The sequence below is a fragment of the Pseudomonas sp. TUM22785 genome (genome assembly GCF_028198105.1).
Lineage (GTDB): Bacteria > Pseudomonadota > Gammaproteobacteria > Pseudomonadales > Pseudomonadaceae > Metapseudomonas > Metapseudomonas solani.
In genome coordinates, this window is the sequence record NZ_CP116239.1 from 2102658 (window position 1) to 2124266 (window position 21609).

General features: G+C 65.8%; 19 protein-coding genes. 14 read left to right on the forward strand and 5 right to left on the reverse strand.

What is annotated here, in order from left to right; genetic code table 11:
- Positions 1-75: 75 nt before the first annotated feature.
- The gene (gene sulA, locus PI990_RS09825) at positions 76-537 is read right to left on the reverse strand and encodes an SOS-induced cell division inhibitor SulA (RefSeq protein ID WP_271660494.1); all 462 of its coding nucleotides are present in this window, start codon (positions 535-537) and stop codon (positions 76-78) included.
- Positions 538-548: 11 nt separating this feature from the next.
- Positions 549-1157, reverse strand: a complete 609-nt coding sequence (gene lexA / locus PI990_RS09830) for a transcriptional repressor LexA (RefSeq protein ID WP_031287703.1) — start codon at positions 1155-1157, stop codon at positions 549-551.
- A gap of 240 nt (positions 1158-1397) precedes the next feature.
- Here lexA and PI990_RS09835 point away from each other — a divergent pair, with 240 nt between their 5' ends.
- The 4 genes from PI990_RS09835 to PI990_RS09850 are packed head-to-tail and all read left to right on the forward strand — an operon-like array spanning position 1398 to position 4430.
- Positions 1398-2105: a TetR/AcrR family transcriptional regulator gene (locus tag PI990_RS09835; protein WP_021219535.1), complete on the forward strand. Its 708-nt coding sequence runs from the start codon at positions 1398-1400 to the stop codon at positions 2103-2105.
- A 44-nt stretch (positions 2106-2149) separates the two neighbouring features.
- The gene (locus tag PI990_RS09840) at positions 2150-2674 is read left to right on the forward strand and encodes a L,D-transpeptidase (RefSeq protein WP_271660495.1); all 525 of its coding nucleotides are present in this window, start codon (positions 2150-2152) and stop codon (positions 2672-2674) included.
- A gap of 9 nt (positions 2675-2683) precedes the next feature.
- Positions 2684-3682, forward strand: coding sequence for a beta-N-acetylhexosaminidase (gene nagZ / locus PI990_RS09845; protein WP_271660496.1), 999 nt, complete (start codon positions 2684-2686; stop codon positions 3680-3682).
- A gap of 10 nt (positions 3683-3692) precedes the next feature.
- Positions 3693-4430 (forward strand): S-methyl-5'-thioinosine phosphorylase, encoded by a 738-nt coding sequence (locus PI990_RS09850; protein ID WP_043243925.1) that lies wholly within the window; start codon positions 3693-3695, stop codon positions 4428-4430.
- A 7-nt stretch (positions 4431-4437) separates the two neighbouring features.
- On the opposite strand, the gene PI990_RS09855 is transcribed toward PI990_RS09850, so the two are convergent.
- The 3 genes from PI990_RS09855 to mfd form a co-directional block, all read right to left on the reverse strand.
- On the reverse strand, positions 4438-6972 hold the full coding sequence (locus tag PI990_RS09855; protein ID WP_442969333.1) for a DEAD/DEAH box helicase: 2535 nt from the start codon (positions 6970-6972) through the stop codon (positions 4438-4440).
- 119 nt (positions 6973-7091) lie between these two features.
- A complete protein-coding gene (locus PI990_RS09860) occupies positions 7092-7616 on the reverse strand; it encodes a CsiV family protein (RefSeq protein ID WP_021219530.1) in 525 nt (174 codons plus the stop codon).
- 20 nt (positions 7617-7636) lie between these two features.
- Positions 7637-11080, reverse strand: coding sequence for a transcription-repair coupling factor (gene mfd, locus PI990_RS09865; RefSeq protein ID WP_271660498.1), 3444 nt, complete (start codon positions 11078-11080; stop codon positions 7637-7639).
- Positions 11081-11232: 152 nt separating this feature from the next.
- Between mfd and PI990_RS09870 the strand changes: the two genes are divergently transcribed.
- From PI990_RS09870 to nqrM, 10 genes are all read left to right on the forward strand, one after another.
- Positions 11233-12681 carry a glyceraldehyde-3-phosphate dehydrogenase gene (locus tag PI990_RS09870; protein ID WP_271660499.1) on the forward strand — a complete coding sequence of 483 codons (1449 nt, stop codon included), beginning with the start codon at positions 11233-11235 and terminating at the stop codon, positions 12679-12681.
- A 93-nt stretch (positions 12682-12774) separates the two neighbouring features.
- A complete protein-coding gene (locus PI990_RS09875) occupies positions 12775-14166 on the forward strand; it encodes an amino acid permease (RefSeq protein ID WP_021219527.1) in 1392 nt (463 codons plus the stop codon).
- A gap of 270 nt (positions 14167-14436) precedes the next feature.
- Positions 14437-15774: a Na(+)-translocating NADH-quinone reductase subunit A gene (locus PI990_RS09880; RefSeq protein ID WP_271660500.1), complete on the forward strand. Its 1338-nt coding sequence runs from the start codon at positions 14437-14439 to the stop codon at positions 15772-15774.
- A gap of 1 nt (position 15775) precedes the next feature.
- Positions 15776-16987 (forward strand): NADH:ubiquinone reductase (Na(+)-transporting) subunit B, encoded by a 1212-nt coding sequence (locus PI990_RS09885; protein WP_271660501.1) that lies wholly within the window; start codon positions 15776-15778, stop codon positions 16985-16987.
- Entirely contained in the window at positions 16980-17768 is a 789-nt protein-coding gene (locus PI990_RS09890) for a Na(+)-translocating NADH-quinone reductase subunit C (protein ID WP_271660502.1), read from the forward strand. The genes PI990_RS09885 and PI990_RS09890 overlap by 8 nt, the downstream gene beginning before the upstream one ends.
- On the forward strand, positions 17765-18439 hold the full coding sequence (locus tag PI990_RS09895; protein WP_184489235.1) for an NADH:ubiquinone reductase (Na(+)-transporting) subunit D: 675 nt from the start codon (positions 17765-17767) through the stop codon (positions 18437-18439). Before PI990_RS09890 ends, PI990_RS09895 begins: the two co-directional genes overlap by 4 nt.
- The gene (gene nqrE / locus PI990_RS09900) at positions 18439-19047 is read left to right on the forward strand and encodes an NADH:ubiquinone reductase (Na(+)-transporting) subunit E (RefSeq protein ID WP_021219522.1); all 609 of its coding nucleotides are present in this window, start codon (positions 18439-18441) and stop codon (positions 19045-19047) included. Before PI990_RS09895 ends, nqrE begins: the two co-directional genes overlap by 1 nt.
- 9 nt (positions 19048-19056) lie before the next feature.
- Positions 19057-20283, forward strand: coding sequence for an NADH:ubiquinone reductase (Na(+)-transporting) subunit F (gene nqrF / locus PI990_RS09905; protein ID WP_021219521.1), 1227 nt, complete (start codon positions 19057-19059; stop codon positions 20281-20283).
- Complete coding sequence (locus PI990_RS09910; protein ID WP_271660503.1) at positions 20276-21283, forward strand: FAD:protein FMN transferase; 1008 nt, start codon at positions 20276-20278, stop codon at positions 21281-21283. Before nqrF ends, PI990_RS09910 begins: the two co-directional genes overlap by 8 nt.
- Before the next feature lie 2 nt (positions 21284-21285).
- Positions 21286-21513 (forward strand): (Na+)-NQR maturation NqrM, encoded by a 228-nt coding sequence (gene nqrM / locus PI990_RS09915; protein WP_021219519.1) that lies wholly within the window; start codon positions 21286-21288, stop codon positions 21511-21513.
- Positions 21514-21609: the final 96 nt, after the last annotated feature.

Here is a 21609-nt window from a genome sequence, read left to right on the forward strand (position 1 = left end):
CGCTGAAACCGATTATTCCTCACCCGTGTTACCAACCCGTTGCGGCTACATGGCCTGTTTACGGGTAACGGTCTCTTATCCCAGTCGGATATTCAGGCTTTGCGCGCCACCCTGGCGTGCGGCGTGTGCGAGCGCCTGCTTTTCGATGCGGTTCAGCGGCAGCCAACTGACGACCGTATGGCTGCGGCCCAGCCTCAGGGCTTCGCAAGCCAGTTCCAGCGCGCTGCGTTCTCCCCTTGGGTCGAGAAGCAGGATGCGCTCCCGGTTCAGTCCGGCATCCCGCAGCCAGGCCTGGGTCAGGCTGGCGGGTGCACCGATCAGCGTCAGCCAGCGGGCATCCTGTTCCTGGCTGAGCTCCCGCAGGATGGGGGCGAGCAAGTGGCGGCAGTGCCCGGCAGCTCCGCTCAGCGAAAGCTCACTGAAGGCTTCGGGCTCCTCTTCCCATTGCGGCTCCAGTGCCAGGGGCGCCGGGTTGGCGACAATGGCGTCGTGGAATAGCGGCAGTTGGGTTCGGCCAAACGATTGCGGGAACTGCATGACGCCTCCTATCAGCGGCGGATGACGCCGACGCTCAAGCCTTCGATGACCAGGTCCTGCTCCTGCAGGTTCACCTCGATCGGTGCGAAATCCGGGTTCTCGGCGATCAGCCAGACCTTGTCGCCTTCGCGCTTGAAGCGCTTCACGGTGACTTCGTCATCCAGGCGCGCGACGACTATCTGGCCGTTGCGAACTTCACGCGTGGTGTGCACGGCCAGCAGGTCGCCGTCATGGATGCCGATGTCCTTCATGCTCATGCCGCGTACGCGCAACAGATAGTCGGCGCGGGGATGGAAGAACTCCGGGTTGATGCGGCAGGATTCCTCGATGTTCTGTTGGGCGAGGATGGGAGCGCCAGCGGCCACGCGGCCGATGATGGGCAGGCCTTCTTCCTCGGTGCTGGGCTCGAAGCCGGGGATGCGGATGCCTCGCGAGGCGCCGGGGGTCATCTCGATGGCGCCCTTGCGGGCCAGCGCCTTGAGGTGTTCTTCAGCGGCGTTGGGCGATTTGAAGCCCAGTTCCTGGGCGATCTCCGCGCGGGTGGGCGGATAGCCGTTGTCTTCTATGCAGCGCTTGATGAAGGCGAGGATCTCGGCTTGGCGGGGCGTGAGTTTCAGCATGTCGGCGCTCTGTCTTTTTATACAGTGACTGGAATTATATACAGTGATCATCGCTTGGCAACAAGTGTTCTCTGCATCCTCTGCCGGGCGGCCATTGGGCTCTAGTGACTTGCCCGCTGTCTTGCGGGAATATGTCGCCTGCGAGCCGTGACCGGAGCGTCAGAAGATGGTGTATGCGGCTTGACAAGCCAGCGGCCTGAAACGTATGTTTCAAACAAGTGTTTGTCAGGCGGAGGAGCCATGGCCCAGTCGGAAACCGTCGAACGCATTCTTGATGCAGCGGAACAGCTGTTCGCGGAGAAAGGCTTCGCCGAGACTTCGTTGCGTTTGATCACCAGCAAGGCAGGTGTGAACCTGGCTGCTGTGAACTATCACTTCGGCTCGAAGAAGGCGCTTATCCAGGCGGTGTTCTCCCGCTTCCTGGGGCCTTTCTGCCAAAGCCTGGAGCGCGAGCTCGATCGCCGGCAGGCGAAGACCGAGGCGCGCGCGACCCTCGAAGAACTCCTGGAAATGCTGGTTGAGCAGGCGCTGGCGGTGAAGCCGCGCAGCGGCAACGACCTGTCCATCTTCATGCGCTTGCTGGGCCTGGCCTTCAGCCAGAGCCAGGGGCACCTGCGCAAGTACCTCGAAGAGGTGTACGGCAAGGTCTTCCGCCGCTACATGCTGCTGGTCAATGAGTCGGCCCCCAAGGTGCCACCGCTGGAGCTGTTCTGGCGGGTGCACTTCATGCTCGGGGCTGCGGCGTTCAGCATGTCCGGAATCAAGGCGCTGCGCGCGATGGCCGAAACCGATTTCGGCGTGAATACGTCCATCGAGCAGGTGATGCGCCTGATGGTGCCGTTCCTCGCGGCAGGCATGCGCGCCGATACCGGCTTGTCCGACGAGACTCTTTCCAAAGCGGTGCTCAAGCCGCGCAGCAAGTCCCCGAGCGCGCCCGTCAAGGCTTGATCGCCGGTGGGCGAGGTCATGGGGATCGGCTAAGCTAGCGCCCCATGTCCGACCTCGATCTACTCCATGTCTCAATCGCTGACCAGCGCCTCTACGGCTTTGCCGGAGAGCGTCTGGTGCTGCGCCTTCCCGTCTCCACCGCGCTCAATGGCGCCGGTGAACTCACTGGCTCCAATTGCACCCCGCGCGGCCTTCACCAGGTGCGCGCGAAGATCGGTGAGGGGTTGCCGCAGGGGGCTGTACTGCGTGGCAGGCGTTGGACCGGCGAGACCTGGACGCCGGATCTGCATGCCCAGTTTCCCGGACGCGACTGGATACTCAGCCGCATCCTCTGGCTGAGCGGCCGCGAGCCCGGGCGCAACCGCCTCGGCAAGGTCGACAGTATGCGTCGCTATATCTATTTGCACGGCACGCCGGACAGCGAACCCATGGGCGTGCCGCTGTCCCATGGCTGTGTGCGCCTGCGCAATGCCGACCTGCTTGAACTCTTCCCCCGCGTGCCCGTCCACTGTGCTGTTCTGATAGACGAAGCACCTCGTCCCGAGTGGTCCGTGGCCGAACTCTCCTAAGGAAATCCCATGCAAGGCTCCCTGATGCTGGACATCGGCGGCACTTGGCTGACCGCTGAAGATCGGCAGATCCTGCGGCAACCGGAAGTGGCCGGCCTGATCATTTTCGCCCGCAATATCGAGGACCCGCGCCAGGTGCGCGAGCTGTGCGCGTCCATCCGCGCGGTGCGCCCTGACCTGATCCTCGCCGTCGACCAGGAGGGCGGTCGCGTACAGCGCCTGCGCAACGGCTTCGTGCGCCTGCCGGCCATGCGTGCCCTGGCGGACAACGATAACGCTGAAGCCCTGGCCGAGCATTGCGGTTGGCTGATGGCCACCGAGGTGCTCGCCGTTGGCCTGGACATCAGCTTCGCGCCCGTGCTCGACCTCGACCACCAGCGCAGCGCGGTGGTCGGCAGCCGTGCCTTTGAAGGCGACCCACAGCGCGCCGCCGTGCTGGCGGGTGCCTTCATCCGTGGATTGCGTGCCGCCGGCATGGCTGCCACCGGCAAGCACTTCCCCGGCCATGGCTGGGCCGAAGCGGACTCCCACGTGGCCATTCCCACCGATGAACGCAGCCTGGAGCAGATCCGCGCCACGGACCTCGTGCCCTTCGCGCGCCTGGCCCCGGAGCTGGACGGCATGATGCCCGCCCATGTCATCTATCCCCAGGTCGACCCGCAGCCCGCCGGCTTCTCGAAGCGCTGGTTGCAGGACATCCTGCGGGGCGAATTGAAATACTCCGGGGTGATCTTCAGTGATGACCTGTCCATGGCCGGCGCCCACGTGGTGGGTGATGCCGCCGAGCGCATCGAGGCCGCGCTGAGCGCCGGCTGCGACATGGGGCTGGTGTGCAACGACCGCGCCTCGGCCGAGCTGGCCCTGTCGCGCCTGCAGCAGTTGCGTGTGACCCCGCCTGCGCAGCTCGAACGCATGCGTCGCCGTGCCTTCCCCGGCACCGAATACCGTCAAGACCCGCGCTGGCAATCGGCAATCGCCGCCCTGCGCGAAGCCCAGCTGATCGACTGAAGGAAGCGACATGACCGTTTACGCGATTATCGGTGGTACCGGCCTCACCCAGCTCGAAGGCCTGACCATGAAGGCGCTGCTCAACCCCGAGACGCCCTATGGCGCGCCCTCGGCGGGCATCGTCCAGGGCGACTATGCCGGGCGTGACCTGCTGTTCCTCGCCCGCCACGGCCACCCGCACCGCATTCCCCCGCACCAGGTCAACTACCGCGCCAACCTCTGGGCCCTCAAGCAATCCGGCGCCCAGGCGGTGATCGCGGTCAACGCCGTCGGTGGCATCCACCCCACCATGGGTACCGGGCACCTGGTTGTGCCCCATCAGTTGATCGACTACACCCACGGCCGCACCGACACCTTCTTCGAAGGCGAGCTGGATCACGTCACCCACATCGACTTCAGCCACCCCTATGACGAGGCGCTGCGGCAGAAGCTGCTGGCGGCGCTCGCCAAGACCGGGCACGCCTACAGCGCCGAGGGCGTCTACGGCTGCACCCAGGGCCCGCGCCTGGAGACCGTGGCCGAGATCGCCCGCATGGAGCGCGATGGCTGCGACCTGGTGGGGATGACCGGCATGCCCGAGGCGGTGCTCGCCCGTGAGCTGGACCTGCCCTACGCGTGCATTTCCCTGGTGGTCAACCCGGCTGCCGGCAAGTCCAGCGGCATCATCACCATGGACGAGATCGAGGCCGCCCTGGCTGAAGGTATCGGCAAGGTGCGCGAAGCGCTGGCCCTGCTGTTCAAGGGCTGATCGGGCTTCAGGCTTTCGGCAGGGGGGCGAAGAGGGCGTCGAGGTCCTCTTCGCGCAGCTGCCAGTCAGCCCCTTCGCTCTGCCCGAGAATGCCCTCGGCCAGCAGCGCCTTGCGCTGCTGCAACTGCTGGATCTTCTCTTCCACCGTGCCCCGGGCGATCAGCTTGTAGACGAACACCGGCTTGTCCTGGCCGATGCGGTAGGCGCGGTCGGTGGCCTGGCGTTCGGCGGCCGGGTTCCACCAGGGGTCGTAGTGGATCACAGTGTCGGCTGCGGTGAGGTTGAGGCCGGTGCCGCCCGCCTTGAGGCTGATCAGGAACAGCGGCACTTCGCCGTCCTGGAAGCGCTTCACCGGTGTGCGGCGGTCGCGGGTGGAGCCGGTGAGGATCAGGTAATCGATGCCGCGCTGCTGCAGTTCCGCCTCGATCAGTTCCAGCATGCTGGTGAACTGGGAGAACAGCAGCACCTTGCGGCCTTCGGCGAACAGCTCCACCAGCATTTCCATCAGGCTGTCCAGCTTGCCCGAGGTGCTGCCGCGCAAGGGGCGGGCGCGCTCGTGCTCCACCAGGCGCAGGTCGCAGCAGGTCTGGCGCAGTTTCAGCAGCGCCTCGAGTATCACCATCTGGCTACGCGCCATGCCCTTGTCCTGGATTTCCGCACGGACCTTCTGGTCCATCGCCAGGCGCACCGTTTCGTACAGGTCGCGCTGGCCTTCGCTGAGTTCCACCCGCTGGACGATCTCGGTCTTGGCGGGCAGCTCGGTGGCCACCGATTCCTTGGTGCGGCGCAGCAGGAAGGGGCGGATGCGGCCGTTGAGGTGGGCGAGGCGTTCGGTGTCGCCGCGCTTCTCGATGGGCGTGCGGTAGTCGCGGGCGAACTGCTTGGCATCGCCTAGCCAGCCGGGCATGAGGAAGTGGAACAGCGACCAGAGTTCGCCCAGGTGGTTTTCCAGCGGCGTACCGGACAGGCACAGGCGCTGCCGGGCCTCGAGCTGACGCACCGCCTGGGCGGCCTTGCTGGTGGGCGTCTTGATGTTCTGCGCCTCGTCCAGCACCAGCAGGTGCAGCGGTTGTCCCTTCCAGGCGGCGAGGTCGCGGGGCAGCAGGGCGTAGGTGGTCAGCAGCAGGTCGAAGTCGCCCAGGCGTTCGAAATCCTTCTTGCGGTTCGGGCCGTGCAGGGCCAGTACGCGCAGGTCCGGGGCGAAGCGCATGGCTTCGTCCTGCCAGTTGGGAATCAGGCTGGTGGGCATCACCACCAGGGCGGGGCGGTCGAGGCGCCCGGCGTTCTTCTCGGTCAGCAGGTGGGCCAGGGTCTGCAGGGTCTTGCCCAGGCCCATGTCGTCGCCCAGCACGCCGCCGGCACCCAGCTCGCGCAGGCTCTGCAGCCAGGCCAGGCCCTGCAGCTGGTAGCTGCGCAGCTCGGCCTGCAGGCCGGCAGGGGGCTCGTGGCGGGTTTGCCGGCTGTCGCGCAGGCGCTCGGCGAAGCTGCGCAGGCGCTCGCCGCCCTGCCAATCCAGCTCCAGTTCGTCGAGCTGGTTCAGTCGCGCCGCGTCGGGCAGGCTCAGGCGCAGGCTGCGGCCTTCCGGGCGGTCGCGCAGGTAGAGCTCGCCCAGGGTCGCCAGCAACGGCTTGAGGCGACCGAAGGGCAGGACCACCTGCAGGGGGCGGCCGGTATCGGCCCCGAGGGTGTCCAGTTGCAGGCGCAGGTGCTCGTCGTCGCGGCGCTTCTGCAGGCTTTTCGGGCTGAGCAGCTTGGGGTTTTGCTGGATCAACCGCAGCAGGATGGGCAGCAGGCTGATGCGTTGCCCTTCGACGACGATGCCCAGCTCCAGGTCGAACCAGTGCTGCCCAGGCTCTTCTTCGAGTTCGGCGTACCAGCCGTCCACGCTGGACAGGTCGAAATGGAAGCCGGGGCGGATGTCCACTTCCCAGCCCTCGGCACGCAGTTCCGGCAGGCCCTTGTTCATGAAGCGCTGCCAGGCGCTGTCGCCAGGCAGTTCGAAGAGTTCGTAGAGGTCGCTCGGCAGCGCCAGGCTCTGGCGCAGGGATTCCTTGAAGCCGAGCTGGCGCAGGCGCTCGCGCAGGGCTTCTTCGGTGGCCGGTTGGCGCTGCACTTCCAGCAGCTCGCCCTGGCGCTTGCTGACGGCGGGCTGGCGGCTGTTCTTGCCGCGGGTGGTGATGCCGGCGTAGTCGAAGGCCAGCCCGGCACGGTGCTGCTGGCTGCCGACCATGCGCCCGCTGCGCAGGTCGTAGAGGCTCTGCGCCAGGCTGCCCAGGGTCAGCAACGGGCGCGGCTGGATGTCCTTGAGCACGCGCCTGACCACCGGCGGCTCGGAGGCCGGCACCAGTCGTTCGGGGCGCGCGCTCGGTGGCCCTTCCGCCAGGACCTGTAAGATGGCGGCCACGCAGTGTTTGCAGTTGATGCCGACCGGGCAGCTGCAGCGGCCGATAACCCCGAGCCCGTGGGGCGCCAGGCGGATGTTCTGCTGGTAGCGGTTGTCGCCCGAGCCGGCGCAGCTGGATTGCAGCAGGGTGTCGTCCATCGCCGTCAGGCGCGCCAGGCGCTGGCGGGCATAGCTCGCGCCGCGCTGCAGCGCGCCCGGGTCGAAGTCCTGCTGCCAGTCGTGCTGGCGCAGGTGTTCGAGCAGTGTCGGCACGTGGCTCAGAGCGGGCTGATGCGGATCAGGACGCCCAGGCTGGAGTGATCGAGGTAGGTCAGCTCGCCATTCTTCAGGCGGGTGCCCTGCTTGATGCGCTCGCTGCCGCTGAGCAGGCCGCTGCCATCGAACTGGTTGACCCAGAAATCGACGGCGACATCGGTGTAGCGCACCTGGGACAGGGTCACGGTGCCTTCGACCGGGAAGTGGCCCAGTTGCTGGTCACCGGTGCTGATGGCCACGCGGCTGGGATTGGCGCCGACGCTCTGCGACCAGGCCTTGTGCAGCAGCACCTGGTAGCCATTGCCGGCGTTGAGCTTGGCGGCTTCGCCATTGAGTGCGGTGGCGCGCTCGCCGACGCTGTCCAGGCCCTGGGCGCCGTTGGCCCAGTCGTCCGGGGCCGGCTGGCTGGCCGGGGTGGCGTCACCCGACTGGCGGAAGAGGATCAGCTCGACCTGGTAGAGCCCGTCGGCGAAGGCGCTGGGGGCCAGCAGGGCAAGCATCAGGGCGAGGAAACGGAACGCACGCATGGATCAGTCCTTTAAGCGGATTACGGAGTCAGACGCTCGAACAGCGCCTCGAGTGTATTGAAGCGTTCTTCCGGGCGCTCCATCGGTACCTGGAAGCGGAACAGCGTGGCCCCTTCGAACTTGTAGCGCTTGGGCTGGCTCTGGATCAGCTTGATCAGCACCAGCGGGTCGACGCAGGTGTCGGCGGCGAATTCTATCCGACCACCTTGCGGGCCGGCGTCCACTTTCTTGATGCCGAGCTTTTCCGCCTGCAGTTTCAGCAGGGTCAGGCGCACCAGGTTCTTGGTCGGCTCGGGCAGCAGGCCGAAGCGGTCGATCATTTCCACCTGCAGTTCCTTCAGGCCGTCCTCGTCGGCGGCCGAGGCGATGCGCTTGTAGAGGATCAGGCGCGCGTGCACGTCGGGCAGATAGTCCTCGGGGATCAGTGCGGGCAGGCGCAGGTTGATCTCCGGGCCGCCGCCCAGCGGCTGTTCCAGGTTCGGCTGTTCGCCCTTGCGGATGGCCTTGACCGCGCGCTCGAGCATTTCCATATAGAGGGTGAAGCCCACCGCCTGGATCTGCCCGCTCTGGCCGTCGCCGAGCAATTCGCCGGCGCCGCGGATCTCCAGGTCATGCGTGGCGAGGACGAAGCCGGCGCCCAGGTCCTGGGCGTTGGCGATGGCCTCCAGGCGCTTCTCGGCGTCGGGCGTCATCTGCTTGCGCGGGGGCGTCAGCAGGTAGGCGTAGGCCTGGTGGTGGCTACGGCCGACGCGGCCACGCAGCTGGTGCAGCTGGGCCAGGCCGAATTTGTCGGCGCGCTCGATGATGATGGTGTTGGCGCTGGGCACGTCGATGCCGGTCTCGATGATGGTCGAGGCGATCAGCACGTTGAAGCGCTTGTGGTAGAAGTCGCTCATCACCTGTTCGAGTTCGCGCTCGTGCATCTGCCCGTGGCCGATGCCGATGCGTGCCTCGGGCACCAGCTCCGCCAGGTCGGCGGCGCATTTCTCGATGCTCTTCACTTCGTTGTGCAGGTAATAGACCTGGCCGCCCCGCAGCAGCTCTCGCAGCAGGGCTTCCTTGATCACGGTGTTCTGCTGCTCCATGACGAAGGTGCGCACCGAGAGGCGGCGTGCGGGTGGCGTGGCGATGATCGACAGGTCGCGCATGCCGGCCACGGCCATGTTCAGGGTCCGCGGGATCGGCGTGGCGGTCAGGGTGAGGATATCCACCTCGCTGCGCAGGGCCTTGAGCTGTTCCTTCTGACGTACGCCGAAGCGGTGCTCCTCGTCGATGATGACCAGGCCCAGATTCTTGAACTTGATGTCGTCCTGCAGCAGCTTGTGGGTGCCGATGACGATATCGACCTTGCCTTCGGCCAGCTCCTGCGCGGCGCCTTCCACTTCCTTGGCCGACTTGAAGCGGCTCATCACCTCGACCGTCACCGGCCAGTCGGCGAAGCGGTCGCGGAAGCTGTTGTAGTGCTGCTGGGCGAGGAGGGTGGTGGGCACCAGCACGGCCACCTGCTTGCCGCTGTGCACGGCGACGAAGGCGGCGCGCATGGCGACTTCGGTCTTGCCGAAGCCGACGTCGCCGCACACCAGGCGGTCCATCGGCTTGGGCGCGAGCATGTCGGCCACCACGGCCTCGATGGCGGTCTGCTGGTCCGGCGTTTCCTCGAAGGGGAAACCGGCGGAGAAGGTCGCGTAGTCGGCCATCGGGTCCTTGAAGGCATAGCCTTCGCGGGCGGCACGGCGGGCGTAGATGTCCAGCAGCTCGGCGGCGACGTCGCGCACTTGTTCGGCGGCCTTGCGCTTGGCCTTCTGCCAGGTTTCCGAGCCCAGGCGGTGCAGCGGGGCGAGGGCGTCGTCGCTGCCGGTGTAGCGGGCGATCAGGTGCAGGCTGGCCACCGGCACGTAGAGCTTGGCCTCCTCGGCGTACTGCAGGGCGAGGAATTCCGCGGCCTGGCCTTCTATCTCCAGGGTGATCAACCCCAGGTAGCGGCCGACGCCGTGGTCGATATGCACCACCGGCGCGCCTTCACGCAGCTCGGCGAGGTTCTTGATGACGTTGTCGCCACCGTCGCCGCGACGGTCGCGGCGGCGGCGCTGCATCACGCGCTGGCCGAACAGCGGGCTTTCGGCGATCAGCGCCAGGCCCGGGTCATCCAGCAGCAGCCCTTCGTCGAGGGGGGCGATGGTGATGGCCAGGCGTTCCTTGCTGGTGACGAATTCCGGCCAGCCGCCGACTTCCTGCGGGCGCAGCTTGAGGCGGGCGAGCAATTCCAGCAGCACTTCGCGGCGGCCGGCGGATTCGGCACTGAACAGCACGCGGCCCGGGAATTCTTCGAGGAAGCGACGCAGCGCGGCCAGGGGCTCGCTGGCCTTGGCTTCGATGGCCAGTGTTGGCAGTGGGCGGGCGGGGAAGCGTTCGCGGCCCACGCCTGTGCCCTGGTCCTCCTGGCTGACCACGACCCGTGGCGAGCCCTTGAGGCGGGCGAAGCAGTCCTCCACCGGCAGGAACAGCTCGGCGGGCGGGACCAGCGGGCGTTCCGGGTCGACGCGGCGCTCTTCGTAGCGGTTGCGCACATCGTTCCAGAACTGCTCCGCAGCCTGCTCGATGCCGGGCAGGGAAAACACCTGGGTGTCGGCCGGCAGGTAGTCGAAGAGGGTGGCGCTTTCCTCGAAGAACAGCGGCAGGTAGTACTCGATGCCGGCCGGGGTAATGCCGCTGGCCAGGTCCTGGTAGATGGGGCAGCGACGGAAGTCGACGTCGAAGCGCTCGCGGAAGCGGCCGCGGAAGTCGGTCACGGCCTTCTTGTCCAGGGGGAACTCGCGGGCCGGCAGCAGGCGGATCGACTCCACCTTGTCCACCGAGCGCTGGGTTTCCGGGTCGAAGGTACGCAGGGTCTCGATCTCGTCATCGAACAGGTCGATGCGGAAGGGCGCGTCGCTGCCCATGGGGAACAGGTCGATCAGCGCGCCACGCACGGCGAATTCGCCGTGTTCGTAGACGGTGTCCACGCAGCGGTAGCCGGCGGCCTCCAGGCGGCTGCGCATCTGTTCGACATCGAGCTTCTGGCCAACGTCCAGCACCAGGCTCGAACCCAGCAGGAAGCGCGTCGGGGCCAGGCGGTGCAGGGCGGTGGTGATGGGCACCACCAGCACGCCGTGGGTCAGCCCTGGCAGGCGATAGAGGCTGGCGATGCGCTGGGAGATGATGTCCTGGTGCGGCGAGAACAGGTCGTAGGGCAGCGTTTCCCAGTCGGGGAAGTGCAGCACGGGCAGGGACGGCGCGAAGAAGCTCAGCTCCTGTTCCAGGCGCTCGGCGCTCTGGCTGTCGGCGGTCAGCAGCAGGGTGAAGCGTTTGGCCGCGCTGGCAGCTTCGGCTATCGCCAGGCTGAGGGCGGCGCCGGGGAGATTGCTCCACTGCTGCTTGCCAGCAGCGGTGGGCAGGGACGGGAGACGCAGGACGGACTCGGGCAAAGGAGGCTCCGGTCGGAAAATGGACCCGGGCGATTGTAACTATCCCGACTGACGGATGTCAGTCTTACGTCCGCTGCAGATTGCCGCCGCTTGCGCGCGCCGTCATAATGTAGCCCCTTTTTTCAGCCCCTACATAGTGGAAGGTACTGCCCGTGACTCAGAAGCCCGACCAGTGTCTCGGTGAGTGGATCGATCGTGAAGCCCTCGCGGAAGCGATGATTCCGTTGATTGGCCAGCTCTACCGTAACAACAGCGTGGTGACCTCGATCTATGGCCGTGGTCTGATCAACCGTTCGGTGATCGACATTCTCAAGGCCCACCGTTTCGCCCGTCACCGCCTGGCTGACGACAGCGAACTGTCGGTCCATGACACCTTCCCGATCCTCAAGGCCATGAGCGAGCTCAAGCTGGGCGCGGCCTCCGTGGACCTGGGCAAGATGGCCAGCAAGTTCAAGACCGAAGGCAATGGCCGTGCCGTCGAGCAGTTCGTCAAGGACGAGCTGGCTGACGTGGTCGGCAAGCAGAACAGCGCGGCCCGCGAAGGCACCGACGTCGTCCTGTACGGCTTCGGCCGCATCGGCCGCCTGCTGGCGCGCATCCTGATCGAGAAAACCGGTGGTGGCGACGGCCTGCGTCTGCGCGCCATCGTCGTGCGCAAGGGCGCCAGCAACGACCTGGTCAAGCGCGCCAGCCTGCTGCGTCGCGACTCGGTACACGGCAAGTTCGATGGCACCATCACCATCGACGAAGAAAACAACACCCTGACCGCCAACGGCAACCTGATCCAGGTGATCTACGCCAAGTCGCCGACCGAAGTCGACTACACCCAGTACGGCATCAAGAACGCCCTGCTGGTCGACAACACCGGCGTATGGCGTGATGCCGAGGGCCTGGGCCAGCACCTGAGCTGCCCGGGTGTCGATCGCGTGGTTCTGACCGCACCCGGCAAGGGCGCGCTGAAGAACATCGTGCACGGCATCAACCACACCGAAATCACCGCTGAAGACAAGATCATCTCGGCCGCCTCCTGCACCACCAACGCCATCGTGCCGGTGCTCAAGGCTGTCAACGATCAGTACGGCATCGTCAACGGCCACGTCGAAACCGTTCACTCGTACACCAACGACCAGAACCTGATCGACAACTTCCACAAGGGCGATCGCCGTGGTCGCAGCGCGCCGCTGAACATGGTGATCACCGAGACCGGTGCCGCCACCGCTGCCGCCAAGGCCCTGCCGGTACTGAAGGGCAAGCTGACCGGCAACGCCATTCGCGTACCGACGCCGAACGTGTCGATGGCCATCCTCAACCTGAACCTGGAAAAGGCCACCACCCGCGAGGAGATCAACGAGTACCTGCGCCAGATGGCCATGCACTCCGACCTGCAGAAGCAGATCGACTTCGTCAGCTCGCAGGAAGTGGTCTCCACCGACTTCGTCGGTTCGCGCCATGCCGGCGTCGTGGATGCCGAGGCGACCATCGTCAACGACAACCGCGTCGTGCTCTACGTGTGGTACGACAACGAGTTCGGCTACAGTTGCCAGGTGGTCCGCGTGATGGAAGACATGGCCGGGGTCAACCCGCCTGCCTTCCCCCGCTGATACCACGGTGAAAAGAACGGGAGCTTTCGGGCTCCCGTTTTTCATTTTTAGGTCTGTAATCGCTTTACCCACCTTCTGTTTGGATATCCCTTGATGGACGGACAACAGCTGCACGCCGGCTCGCTCAAGCGCGGCCTGGAAAATCGCCATATCCAGCTGATCGCCCTTGGCGGCGCCATCGGCACCGGACTCTTCCTCGGCTCGGCCGGGGTGCTCAAATCCGCTGGCCCGTCGATGATCCTCGGCTACGCCATCGCCGGCTTCATCGCCTTCCTGATCATGCGCCAGCTCGGCGAGATGATCGTCGAGGAGCCCGTGGCCGGTTCCTTCAGCCACTTCGCCCACAAGTACTGGGGCGGCTACGCGGGTTTCCTGTCCGGCTGGAACTACTGGGTGCTGTATGTGCTGGTGGGCATGGCCGAGCTGACGGCGGTGGGCAAGTACGTGCAGTTCTGGTGGCCGGAGGTGCCGACCTGGGCCACGGCGGCGGCGTTCTTCGTGCTGATCAACCTGATCAACCTGTCCAACGTCCGTGCCTTCGGTGAGACCGAATTCTGGTTCGCGCTGATCAAGGTGGTGGCGATCATCGGCATGATCGTGCTCGGTCTCTACCTGCTGATTAGCGGCGCCGGTGGCGAGCAGGCGGCGGTGAGCAACCTGTGGAGCCATGGCGGCTTCTTCCCCAATGGCCTGGAAGGGCTGGTGATGGTCCTGGCGATCATCATGTTCTCCTTCGGTGGCCTGGAGCTGGTGGGCATCACCGCTGCCGAGGCCAGCGAGCCGAAGAAGGTGATCCCCAAGGCGATCAACCAGGTGATCTGGCGCATCCTGATCTTCTACATCGGCGCCCTCAGCGTGCTGCTGATGCTCTACCCCTGGGACAAGCTGCTGGAAACCCTGGGCGCCGCCGGCGACCCCTACAGCGGCAGCCCCTTCGTGCAGATCTTCTCGCTGATCGGCAGCGACCTGGCCGCGCACATCCTCAACTTCGTGGTGCTGACCGCCGCGCTGTCGGTCTACAACAGCGGCGTCTACTGCAACAGCCGCATGCTCTACGGCCTGGCCGAGCAGGGCGATGCGCCCAAGGCGCTGATGAAGGTCAACCGCCGTGGCGTGCCGGTGCTGGGCATCGCTGTGTCCGCGCTGGTGACCCTGCTCTGCGTGGTGGTCAACTACGTGGCGCCGCAGAAGGCTCTCGAGCTGCTGATGGCGCTGGTGGTCGCGGCCCTGGTGATCAACTGGGCGATGATCAGCCTGTCGCACCTGATGTTCCGCAAGTCCCTGCAGCGCCAGGGCATCGAGCCGTTCTTCAAGTCGCTCTGGTACCCCTTCAGCAACTACCTGTGCTTGGCCTTCGTGGCGCTGATCCTCGGCGTGATGCTGATGATCCCCGGCATCAACGTGTCGGTGTACGCCATTCCCTTCTGGCTCGGCTTCATCGCCATCTGCTACGCCATCCGACGCTCCGCGGGCCCTCGCTCGTAATGTCGGAAACGGGGGCTGCGGCCCCCGTTTTTCTTGGTGCGGCGGGCTGTGACCGTTCGTCCGCTGGCTGACTTCCAGTTGCCCAAATAGCGCTAACAGTCGGAAATTTCAGGACTTTCAGTGGCCGCTTGGGAAGTCGCCTCTTTATAATGCGCGGTTCTCGTCCCGGGGCCCTGCCGCGTGCTGGAGTTCGATCCGGCGCCTGCCTGGCGTTTGGCGGCTACTGTTCCACACCGGGACGAAACCCTTCTCAAGGTTCAGGCGAGAGACATGACAAGAATCAGACGGGGGTTGGACCTGCCCATCGCAGGCCAGCCTGAGCAGCGCATCGAGGCTGCACGGGCCGTGCGTAGCGTGGCCGTGATCGGCTTCGACTACCACGGCATGAAGCCCACCATGCAGGTGCAGGTCGGCGACCGGGTGAAGCTGGGCCAGGCCCTGTTCGCCGACAAGAAGAACCCCGGCGTGATATTCACCGCCCCGGCGGCAGGCGTGGTCTCGGCCATCCATCGCGGCGAGCAGCGCGTGCTGCAGTCGGTGGTGATCGATGTGGACGGCGATGACGAAGTCCTCTTCGACACCTGCCCGGACAACGCCCTGGATGCCCTCGAGCCCCAGGCCGTGCGGGACAACCTGCAGCGTTCGGGCCTCTGGACCGCACTGCGCACGCGCCCGTTCAGCCGGGTGCCGGCCGTCGATGCCGTTCCCAGCTCGATCTTCGTCACCGCCCTCGATACCCATCCGCTGGCCGCCGACCCACAGCCGATCATCGCCGCCCACGCCGCCGACTTCGAGCGCGGCCTCAAGGTGTTGGCGCGCCTGGGCCGGGTATTCCTGTGCAAGGCCGACGGGGCCAGCCTGCCGGGTGAGCAGTTGACCGGTGTGCGTACCGAGACCTTCTCCGGCCCGCATCCGGCGGGTCTTCCGGGCACCCACATCCACTTCCTCGACCCGGTCAGCGCCACCAAGAGCGTGTGGCACATCGGCTACCAGGACGTGATCGCCGTCGGCAAGCTGTTCGCCACCGGCCGCCTGTGGGGCGAGCGCGTCGTGGCCCTGGCCGGCCCGGTGGTGGAGAAGCCGCGTCTGCTGGCCACCCGCCTGGGCGCGAGCCTCGACGAGCTGACCGCCGGCGAGCTCAAGCCCGGCGTCAACCGCGTGGTGTCCGGCTCCCTGCTGGGCGGGCGCACCTCCCGTGGCGCCTGCGCCTACCTGGGGCGCTACCACCTGCAGGTGTCCTGCCTCGCCGAAGGCCATGACCGCGAGCTTCTGCACTACCTGCGCGCCGGGGTGAACAAGCACTCGGTGCTGAACGTCTTCGTCTCCAAGCTGATGGCGGCCCGCCGGTTCGCCTTCAGCACCAGCACCAACGGCAGCCCGCGCGCCATGGTGCCGGTGGGCAACTACGAGGCGGTGATGCCGCTGGACATCCTGCCCACCCAGTTGCTGCGCTACCTCATCGTCGGCGACACCGAGATGGCCCAGAAGCTGGGCTGCCTGGAACTGGACGAGGAAGACCTGGCGCTGTGCAGCTACGTCTGCGCCGGCAAGTACGAGTACGGCCCCATCCTGCGGGACAACCTCAACCGCATCGAGAAGGAGGGCTGACATGGGCCTGCGCAAATTCCTCGACCGGATCGAGCACAACTTCGAACAGGGTGGCCGCTTCGAGAAGTGGTACGCCCTGTACGAAGCGATCGACACCTTCTTCTACCGGCCGGCCAACGTCACCCGGACCACGGCCCACGTGCGCGACGGCATCGACCTCAAGCGCATGATGATCACCGTGTGGCTCTGCACTTTCCCGGCGATGTTCTTCGGCATGTGGAACGTCGGCTACCAGGCCAACCTGGTGTTCGCCCAGAGCCCGGACCTGCTGGCCGCCCAGGACGGCTGGCGCTTCGCGCTGATCGGCAGCCTGGCGGGCTTCGACCCCAACAGCCTGTGGGACAACGTCATCCAGGGCGCGGCCTGGTTCCTGCCCATCTACGCCGTGACCTTCATCGTCGGCGGCTTCTGGGAAGTGCTGTTCGCTGCCATCCGCCGCCATGAAGTGAACGAAGGTTTCTTCGTCACCTCCGTGCTCTTCGCCCTGACCCTGCCACCGAGCATCCCGCTGTGGCAGGTGGCCCTCGGTATCAGCTTCGGCGTGGTGCTGGGCAAGGAAGTGTTCGGCGGCACCGGCAAGAACTTCCTCAACCCCGCCCTGGTGGGCCGTGCCTTCCTGTTCTTCGCCTACCCGGCGCAGATTTCCGGTGACGCGGTGTGGACGGCAGTGGACGGCTTCGCCGGCGCCACCTCCCTGAGCCTGGGCGCGGCGGGTGGCGTGGAGAACATCATCGGTCACGGCATCACCTGGATGGACGCCTTCCTCGGCACCATCCACGGCTCCATCGGCGAGACCAGCACCCTGGCCATCTTCATCGGCGGCGGCGTGCTGCTGCTGACCCGCATCGCCGCCTGGCGCATCGTCGCTGGCGTGATGCTGGGCATGATCGCCACCAGCACGCTGTTCAACACCATCGGCTCCGACACCAACCCGATGTTCGCCATGCCCTGGTACTGGCACCTGGTCCTTGGCGGCTTCGCCTTCGGCATGATGTTCATGGCCACCGACCCGGTGTCCGCCTCCATGACCAACACCGGCAAATGGCTGTTCGGCGCGCTGATCGGCCTGATGGTGGTGCTGATCCGCGTGGTCAACCCCGCCTTCCCGGAAGGCATGATGCTGGCGATCCTCTTCGCCAACCTCTGTGCACCGCTGATCGACCACTTCGTCGTCCAGGCCAATATCAAGCGGAGGCTGGCACGCCATGGCTAACCAGAAGGAATCCACGATCCGCACCCTGCTGGTGGCCCTGGTGGTCTGCCTGGTGTGCTCCATCTTCGTCGCCGGCGGGGCGGTAGCCCTCAAACCGGTGCAGGTGGAGAACCGCGAGCTGGACAAGCAGCGCAGCATCCTCTCCATCGCCGGCCTCGGTCAGCCTGGCATGTCCGCCAGCGAAGTGAAGGCACTCTATGCCGAGCGCATCACCGCCAAGGTGGTGGACCTCTCCAGCGGCGAATACAGCGACGCCATCCAGGCCGCCGGCTTCGACCCGCTGAAGGCTGCCAAGGACCCGAAGCTTTCCGACGCCCTGCCAGGTGACCAGGACATCGCCTCCATCAAGCGCCGCGAGCGCTTCACCACCGTCTACCTGGTGGAGAAGGACGGCCAACTGGACACCCTGATCCTGCCGGTGCGCGGTTACGGCCTGTGGTCGACCCTGTACGGCTTCCTCGCCCTCAAGGGCGACCTCGACACCGTGGTCGGCCTCGGCTTCTACCAGCACGGCGAGACGCCCGGCCTCGGCGGCGAGGTGGACAACCCGAAATGGAAGGCGCTGTGGAACGGCAAGAGCCTGTTCGACGAGCAAGGCCAGCTGGCCATCCAGATCATCAAGGGCAGCGTCGAGCCCGGCTCGCCCAACGCCAACCACCAGGTCGACGGCCTGGCCGGCGCCACGCTGACCAGCAAGGGCGTCAACAACCTGCTGCATTTCTGGCTTGGCAAGAACGGCTTCGGCCCCTTCCTGGCCAAGCTCAACGACGGGGAGGCATGAACATGGCGCAACCCACGATCCGCTCGGTCCTGCTGGACCCGATCCTCCACAACAACCCCATCGGCCTGCAGATCCTCGGCATCTGCTCGGCCCTGGCGGTCACCTCCAACCTGAAGACCGCGCTGGTGATGTCCATCGCCCTGACGCTGGTGACCGGCTTCTCCAACCTGTTCATCTCGATGATCCGCAGCCAGATCCCCAGCTCGATCCGCATGATCGTGCAGATGGTGATCATCGCCTCGCTGGTGATAGTGGTGGACCAGGTGCTCAAGGCCTATGCCTTCAGCCTGTCCAAGCAGCTCTCGGTGTTCGTCGGCCTGATCATCACCAACTGCATCGTGATGGGCCGCGCCGAAGCCTTCGCCATGGCCAACCCGCCCGTGCTGTCGTTCTTCGACGGCATCGGCAACGGCCTCGGCTACAGCGCCATGCTCATCGTCCTCGGCGTGATCCGCGAGCTGTTCGGCTCCGGCAAGCTGCTGGGCTACGAGATCCTCCCGGTGATCAACGACGGCGGCTGGTACCAGCCCAACGGCATGCTGCTGCTACCGCCCTCGGCCTTCTTCCTCATCGGACTGATCATCTGGGCCCTGCGCAGCTGGAAGACCGAGCAGAAGGAAGCCCCGTCCTTCAAGATCGCGCCCCAGGTATCCAACAAGGAGGCCTACTGATGGAGCACTACATCAGCCTGTTCGTGAAGGCGGTGTTCGTCGAGAACATGGCCCTGGCCTTCTTCCTCGGCATGTGCACCTTCATCGCCATTTCCAAGAAGGTGGAGACCGCCATCGGCCTCGGCATCGCCGTGATCGTGGTGCAGGCCATCACCGTGCCGGCCAACAACCTGCTCTACACCCTCCTGCTCAAGGACGGCGCGCTGGCGTGGGCCGGCCTGCCGGACGTGGACCTGTCGTTCCTCGGCCTGCTCAGCTACATCGGGGTGATCGCCGCCATCGTGCAGATCCTCGAGATGCTGCTCGACAAGTACGTGCCCTCGCTCTACAACGCCCTCGGCGTTTTCCTGCCGCTGATCACGGTGAACTGCGCCATCATGGCCGGCTCGCTGTTCATGGTGGAGCGCGACTACAACCTGGGTGAGAGCGTGGTCTACGGCGTCGGTTCCGGCTTCTCCTGGGCCCTGGCCATCGCGCTGCTCGCCGGCATCCGCGAGAAGCTCAAGTACAGCGATGTACCCGAGGGCCTGCAGGGCCTGGGCATCACCTTCATCACCATCGGCCTGATGTCGCTGGGGTTCATGTCCTTCTCGGGCGTCCAGTTGTAAGGAGGCGACATGCCGAGTTTCGAAATCTTCCTCGCCATTGGCATGTTCACCGCCATCGTCCTCGCGCTGGTGGTGGTCATCCTCGCCGCCCGCGCCAAGCTGGTGTCCAGCGGCGACGTGAACATCGTGATCAACCGCGAGCGCACCATCACCGTCCCGGCCGGCGGCAAGCTGCTGCAGACCCTGGCGGCGCAGAACGTCTTCCTCTCCTCAGCCTGCGGCGGCGGCGGTACCTGTGCCCAGTGCAAGTGCGTGGTGGAGAGCGGCGGCGGCGAGATGCTGCCCACCGAGGAGTCCCACTTCACCCGCCGCCAGGCGAAGGAAGGCTGGCGTTTGTCCTGCCAGACCCCGGTGAAGCAGGACATGCACATCGAGGTGCCCGAAGAAGTCTTCGGCGTTAAGAAGTGGGAATGCACGGTGGAGTCCAACCCCAACGTCGCCACCTTCATCAAGGAGCTGACCCTGCGCCTGCCGGAAGGGGAGAGCGTGGACTTCCGCGCCGGTGGCTACGTCCAGCTCGAATGTCCGCCCCACGAGGTGCACTACAAGGACTTCGACATCCAGCCCGAGTACCGGGCCGACTGGGACAGGTTCAACTTCTGGAAGTATGTCTCCAGGGTCGACGAGACCGTCATCCGCGCCTACTCCATGGCCAACTACCCCGACGAAAAGGGCATCGTGAAGTTCAACATCCGCGTGGCTTCGCCGCCGCCGGGCAAGGACGAGATCCCGCCGGGCAAGATGTCTTCCTGGGTGTTCAACCTCAAGCCGGGCGACAAGGTCACCGTGTACGGCCCCTTCGGCGAGTTCTTCGCCAAGGACACCCAGGCCGAGATGGTCTTCATCGGCGGTGGCGCCGGCATGGCTCCCATGCGTTCGCACATTTTCGACCAGCTCAAGCGCCTGGGCTCCCAGCGCAAAATCAGCTTCTGGTACGGCGCGCGTTCCCTGCGCGAGGCCTTCTACACAGAGGAGTACGACCAGCTGGCCGCCGAGAACCCCAACTTCCAGTGGCACCTGGCGCTGTCCGACCCGCAGCCCGAGGACAACTGGAACGGCCATACCGGCTTCATCCACAACGTGCTGTTCGAGAACTACCTCAAGGACCACCCGGCCCCTGAGGACTGCGAGTTCTACATGTGCGGCCCGCCGATGATGAACGCAGCAGTGATCAAGATGCTGCTGGACCTGGGCGTCGAGCGCGAGAACATCCTGCTGGACGACTTCGGTGGTTAGACCTGTTGCCCTGCTGCTTTCGGCCAGTGTCCTGCTGGCCGGTTGTGGCGATTCCCTGGAGCAGTTCGGCGGCCCGACCATGGGCAGCAGCTACTCGGTGAAGTATGTGCGCAGCGCGTCCGGTCCTTCCGTGGAGCAGGCGAGGGGCGAAGTGGAGGGTATCCTCGCCGAGATCGACCGGCAGATGTCCACCTACCGAGCCGACTCCGACGTGGAGCGCTTCAACGCCCTGCCGGCGGGCAGCTGCATGGCCTTGCCGGCGCCCATGCTGGAGCTGGTGGCCTTCGGCGACAGCCTGTCCGCACAAAGCGACGGCGCCTTCGACATGACCCTGGAGCCGCTGCTCAACCTCTGGGGCTTCGGCCCGCAATCGCGTGGGGACCAGGTGCCCAGCGCCGAGGCCATCGCCATGGCCCGAGCGGATGTCGGTCACCAGCACCTCAAGCGCCAGGGCGACGAGTTGTGCAAGGACGCCGCCGTGCAGCTGGACTTCAACGCCATCGCCGCCGGCTACGCCGTGGATCGCGTCAGCGCGCGGCTGGGCGAGCTGGGCGTGACCAGTTCCCTGGTGGAGATCACCGGAGAAATGAAGGCCGTCGGCCGCAAGCCCGACGGCAGCCCCTGGCGCGTGGCCATCGAAGCACCGCGCGATGATCGCCAGGTAGCGCAGAAGATTGTTGCACTGCAGGACATGGGTATTTCCACCTCCGGCGACTATCGCAACTACTTCGAACGGGGTGGACAGCGGTATTCTCATACCCTCGATCCCACGAGCGGCGCTCCCATTACCCATCACCTGGCAGCGGTCACGGTGATCAACCCGTCGGCCCTGAATGCCGATGGACTGTCTACGCTGTTGATGGTGCTCGGCCCCGAGGCTGGCCTCGCGTTTGCCGACCGCCACAGCATCGCGGCGTTCTTCGTGACCCGCGAAGGCATGGGCTTCGCCACCCGCGGCAGCCGCCGCTTCGAGCAACTGTTCCCCACGGAGGCGCACTGAACATGACCTGGCTACTGGTTTTCCTGATCATGCTGCTGGTGGTGCTGGGCATGGCCATCGGCGTGATCATGGGGCGCAAGCCCATCGCCGGTTCCTGCGGCGGCATCGCCAACCTGGGGATCGAGAAGGAATGCTCGATCTGTGGCGGCAATCGCGAAAAGTGCGAGGAAGCCAATCGCGACGGCGATGTAGTGGATGCAAAACTCGCCTACGACGCGACCAAGCGCTAATGTGCAGCGCCACGCAGCCTGACTAAGCTGCGCGCCGAGTTCGAAACGCCGCGGTGACGAGTTCCGCGGCCCTGCCGGAGGCCACAGAGAGCCCTC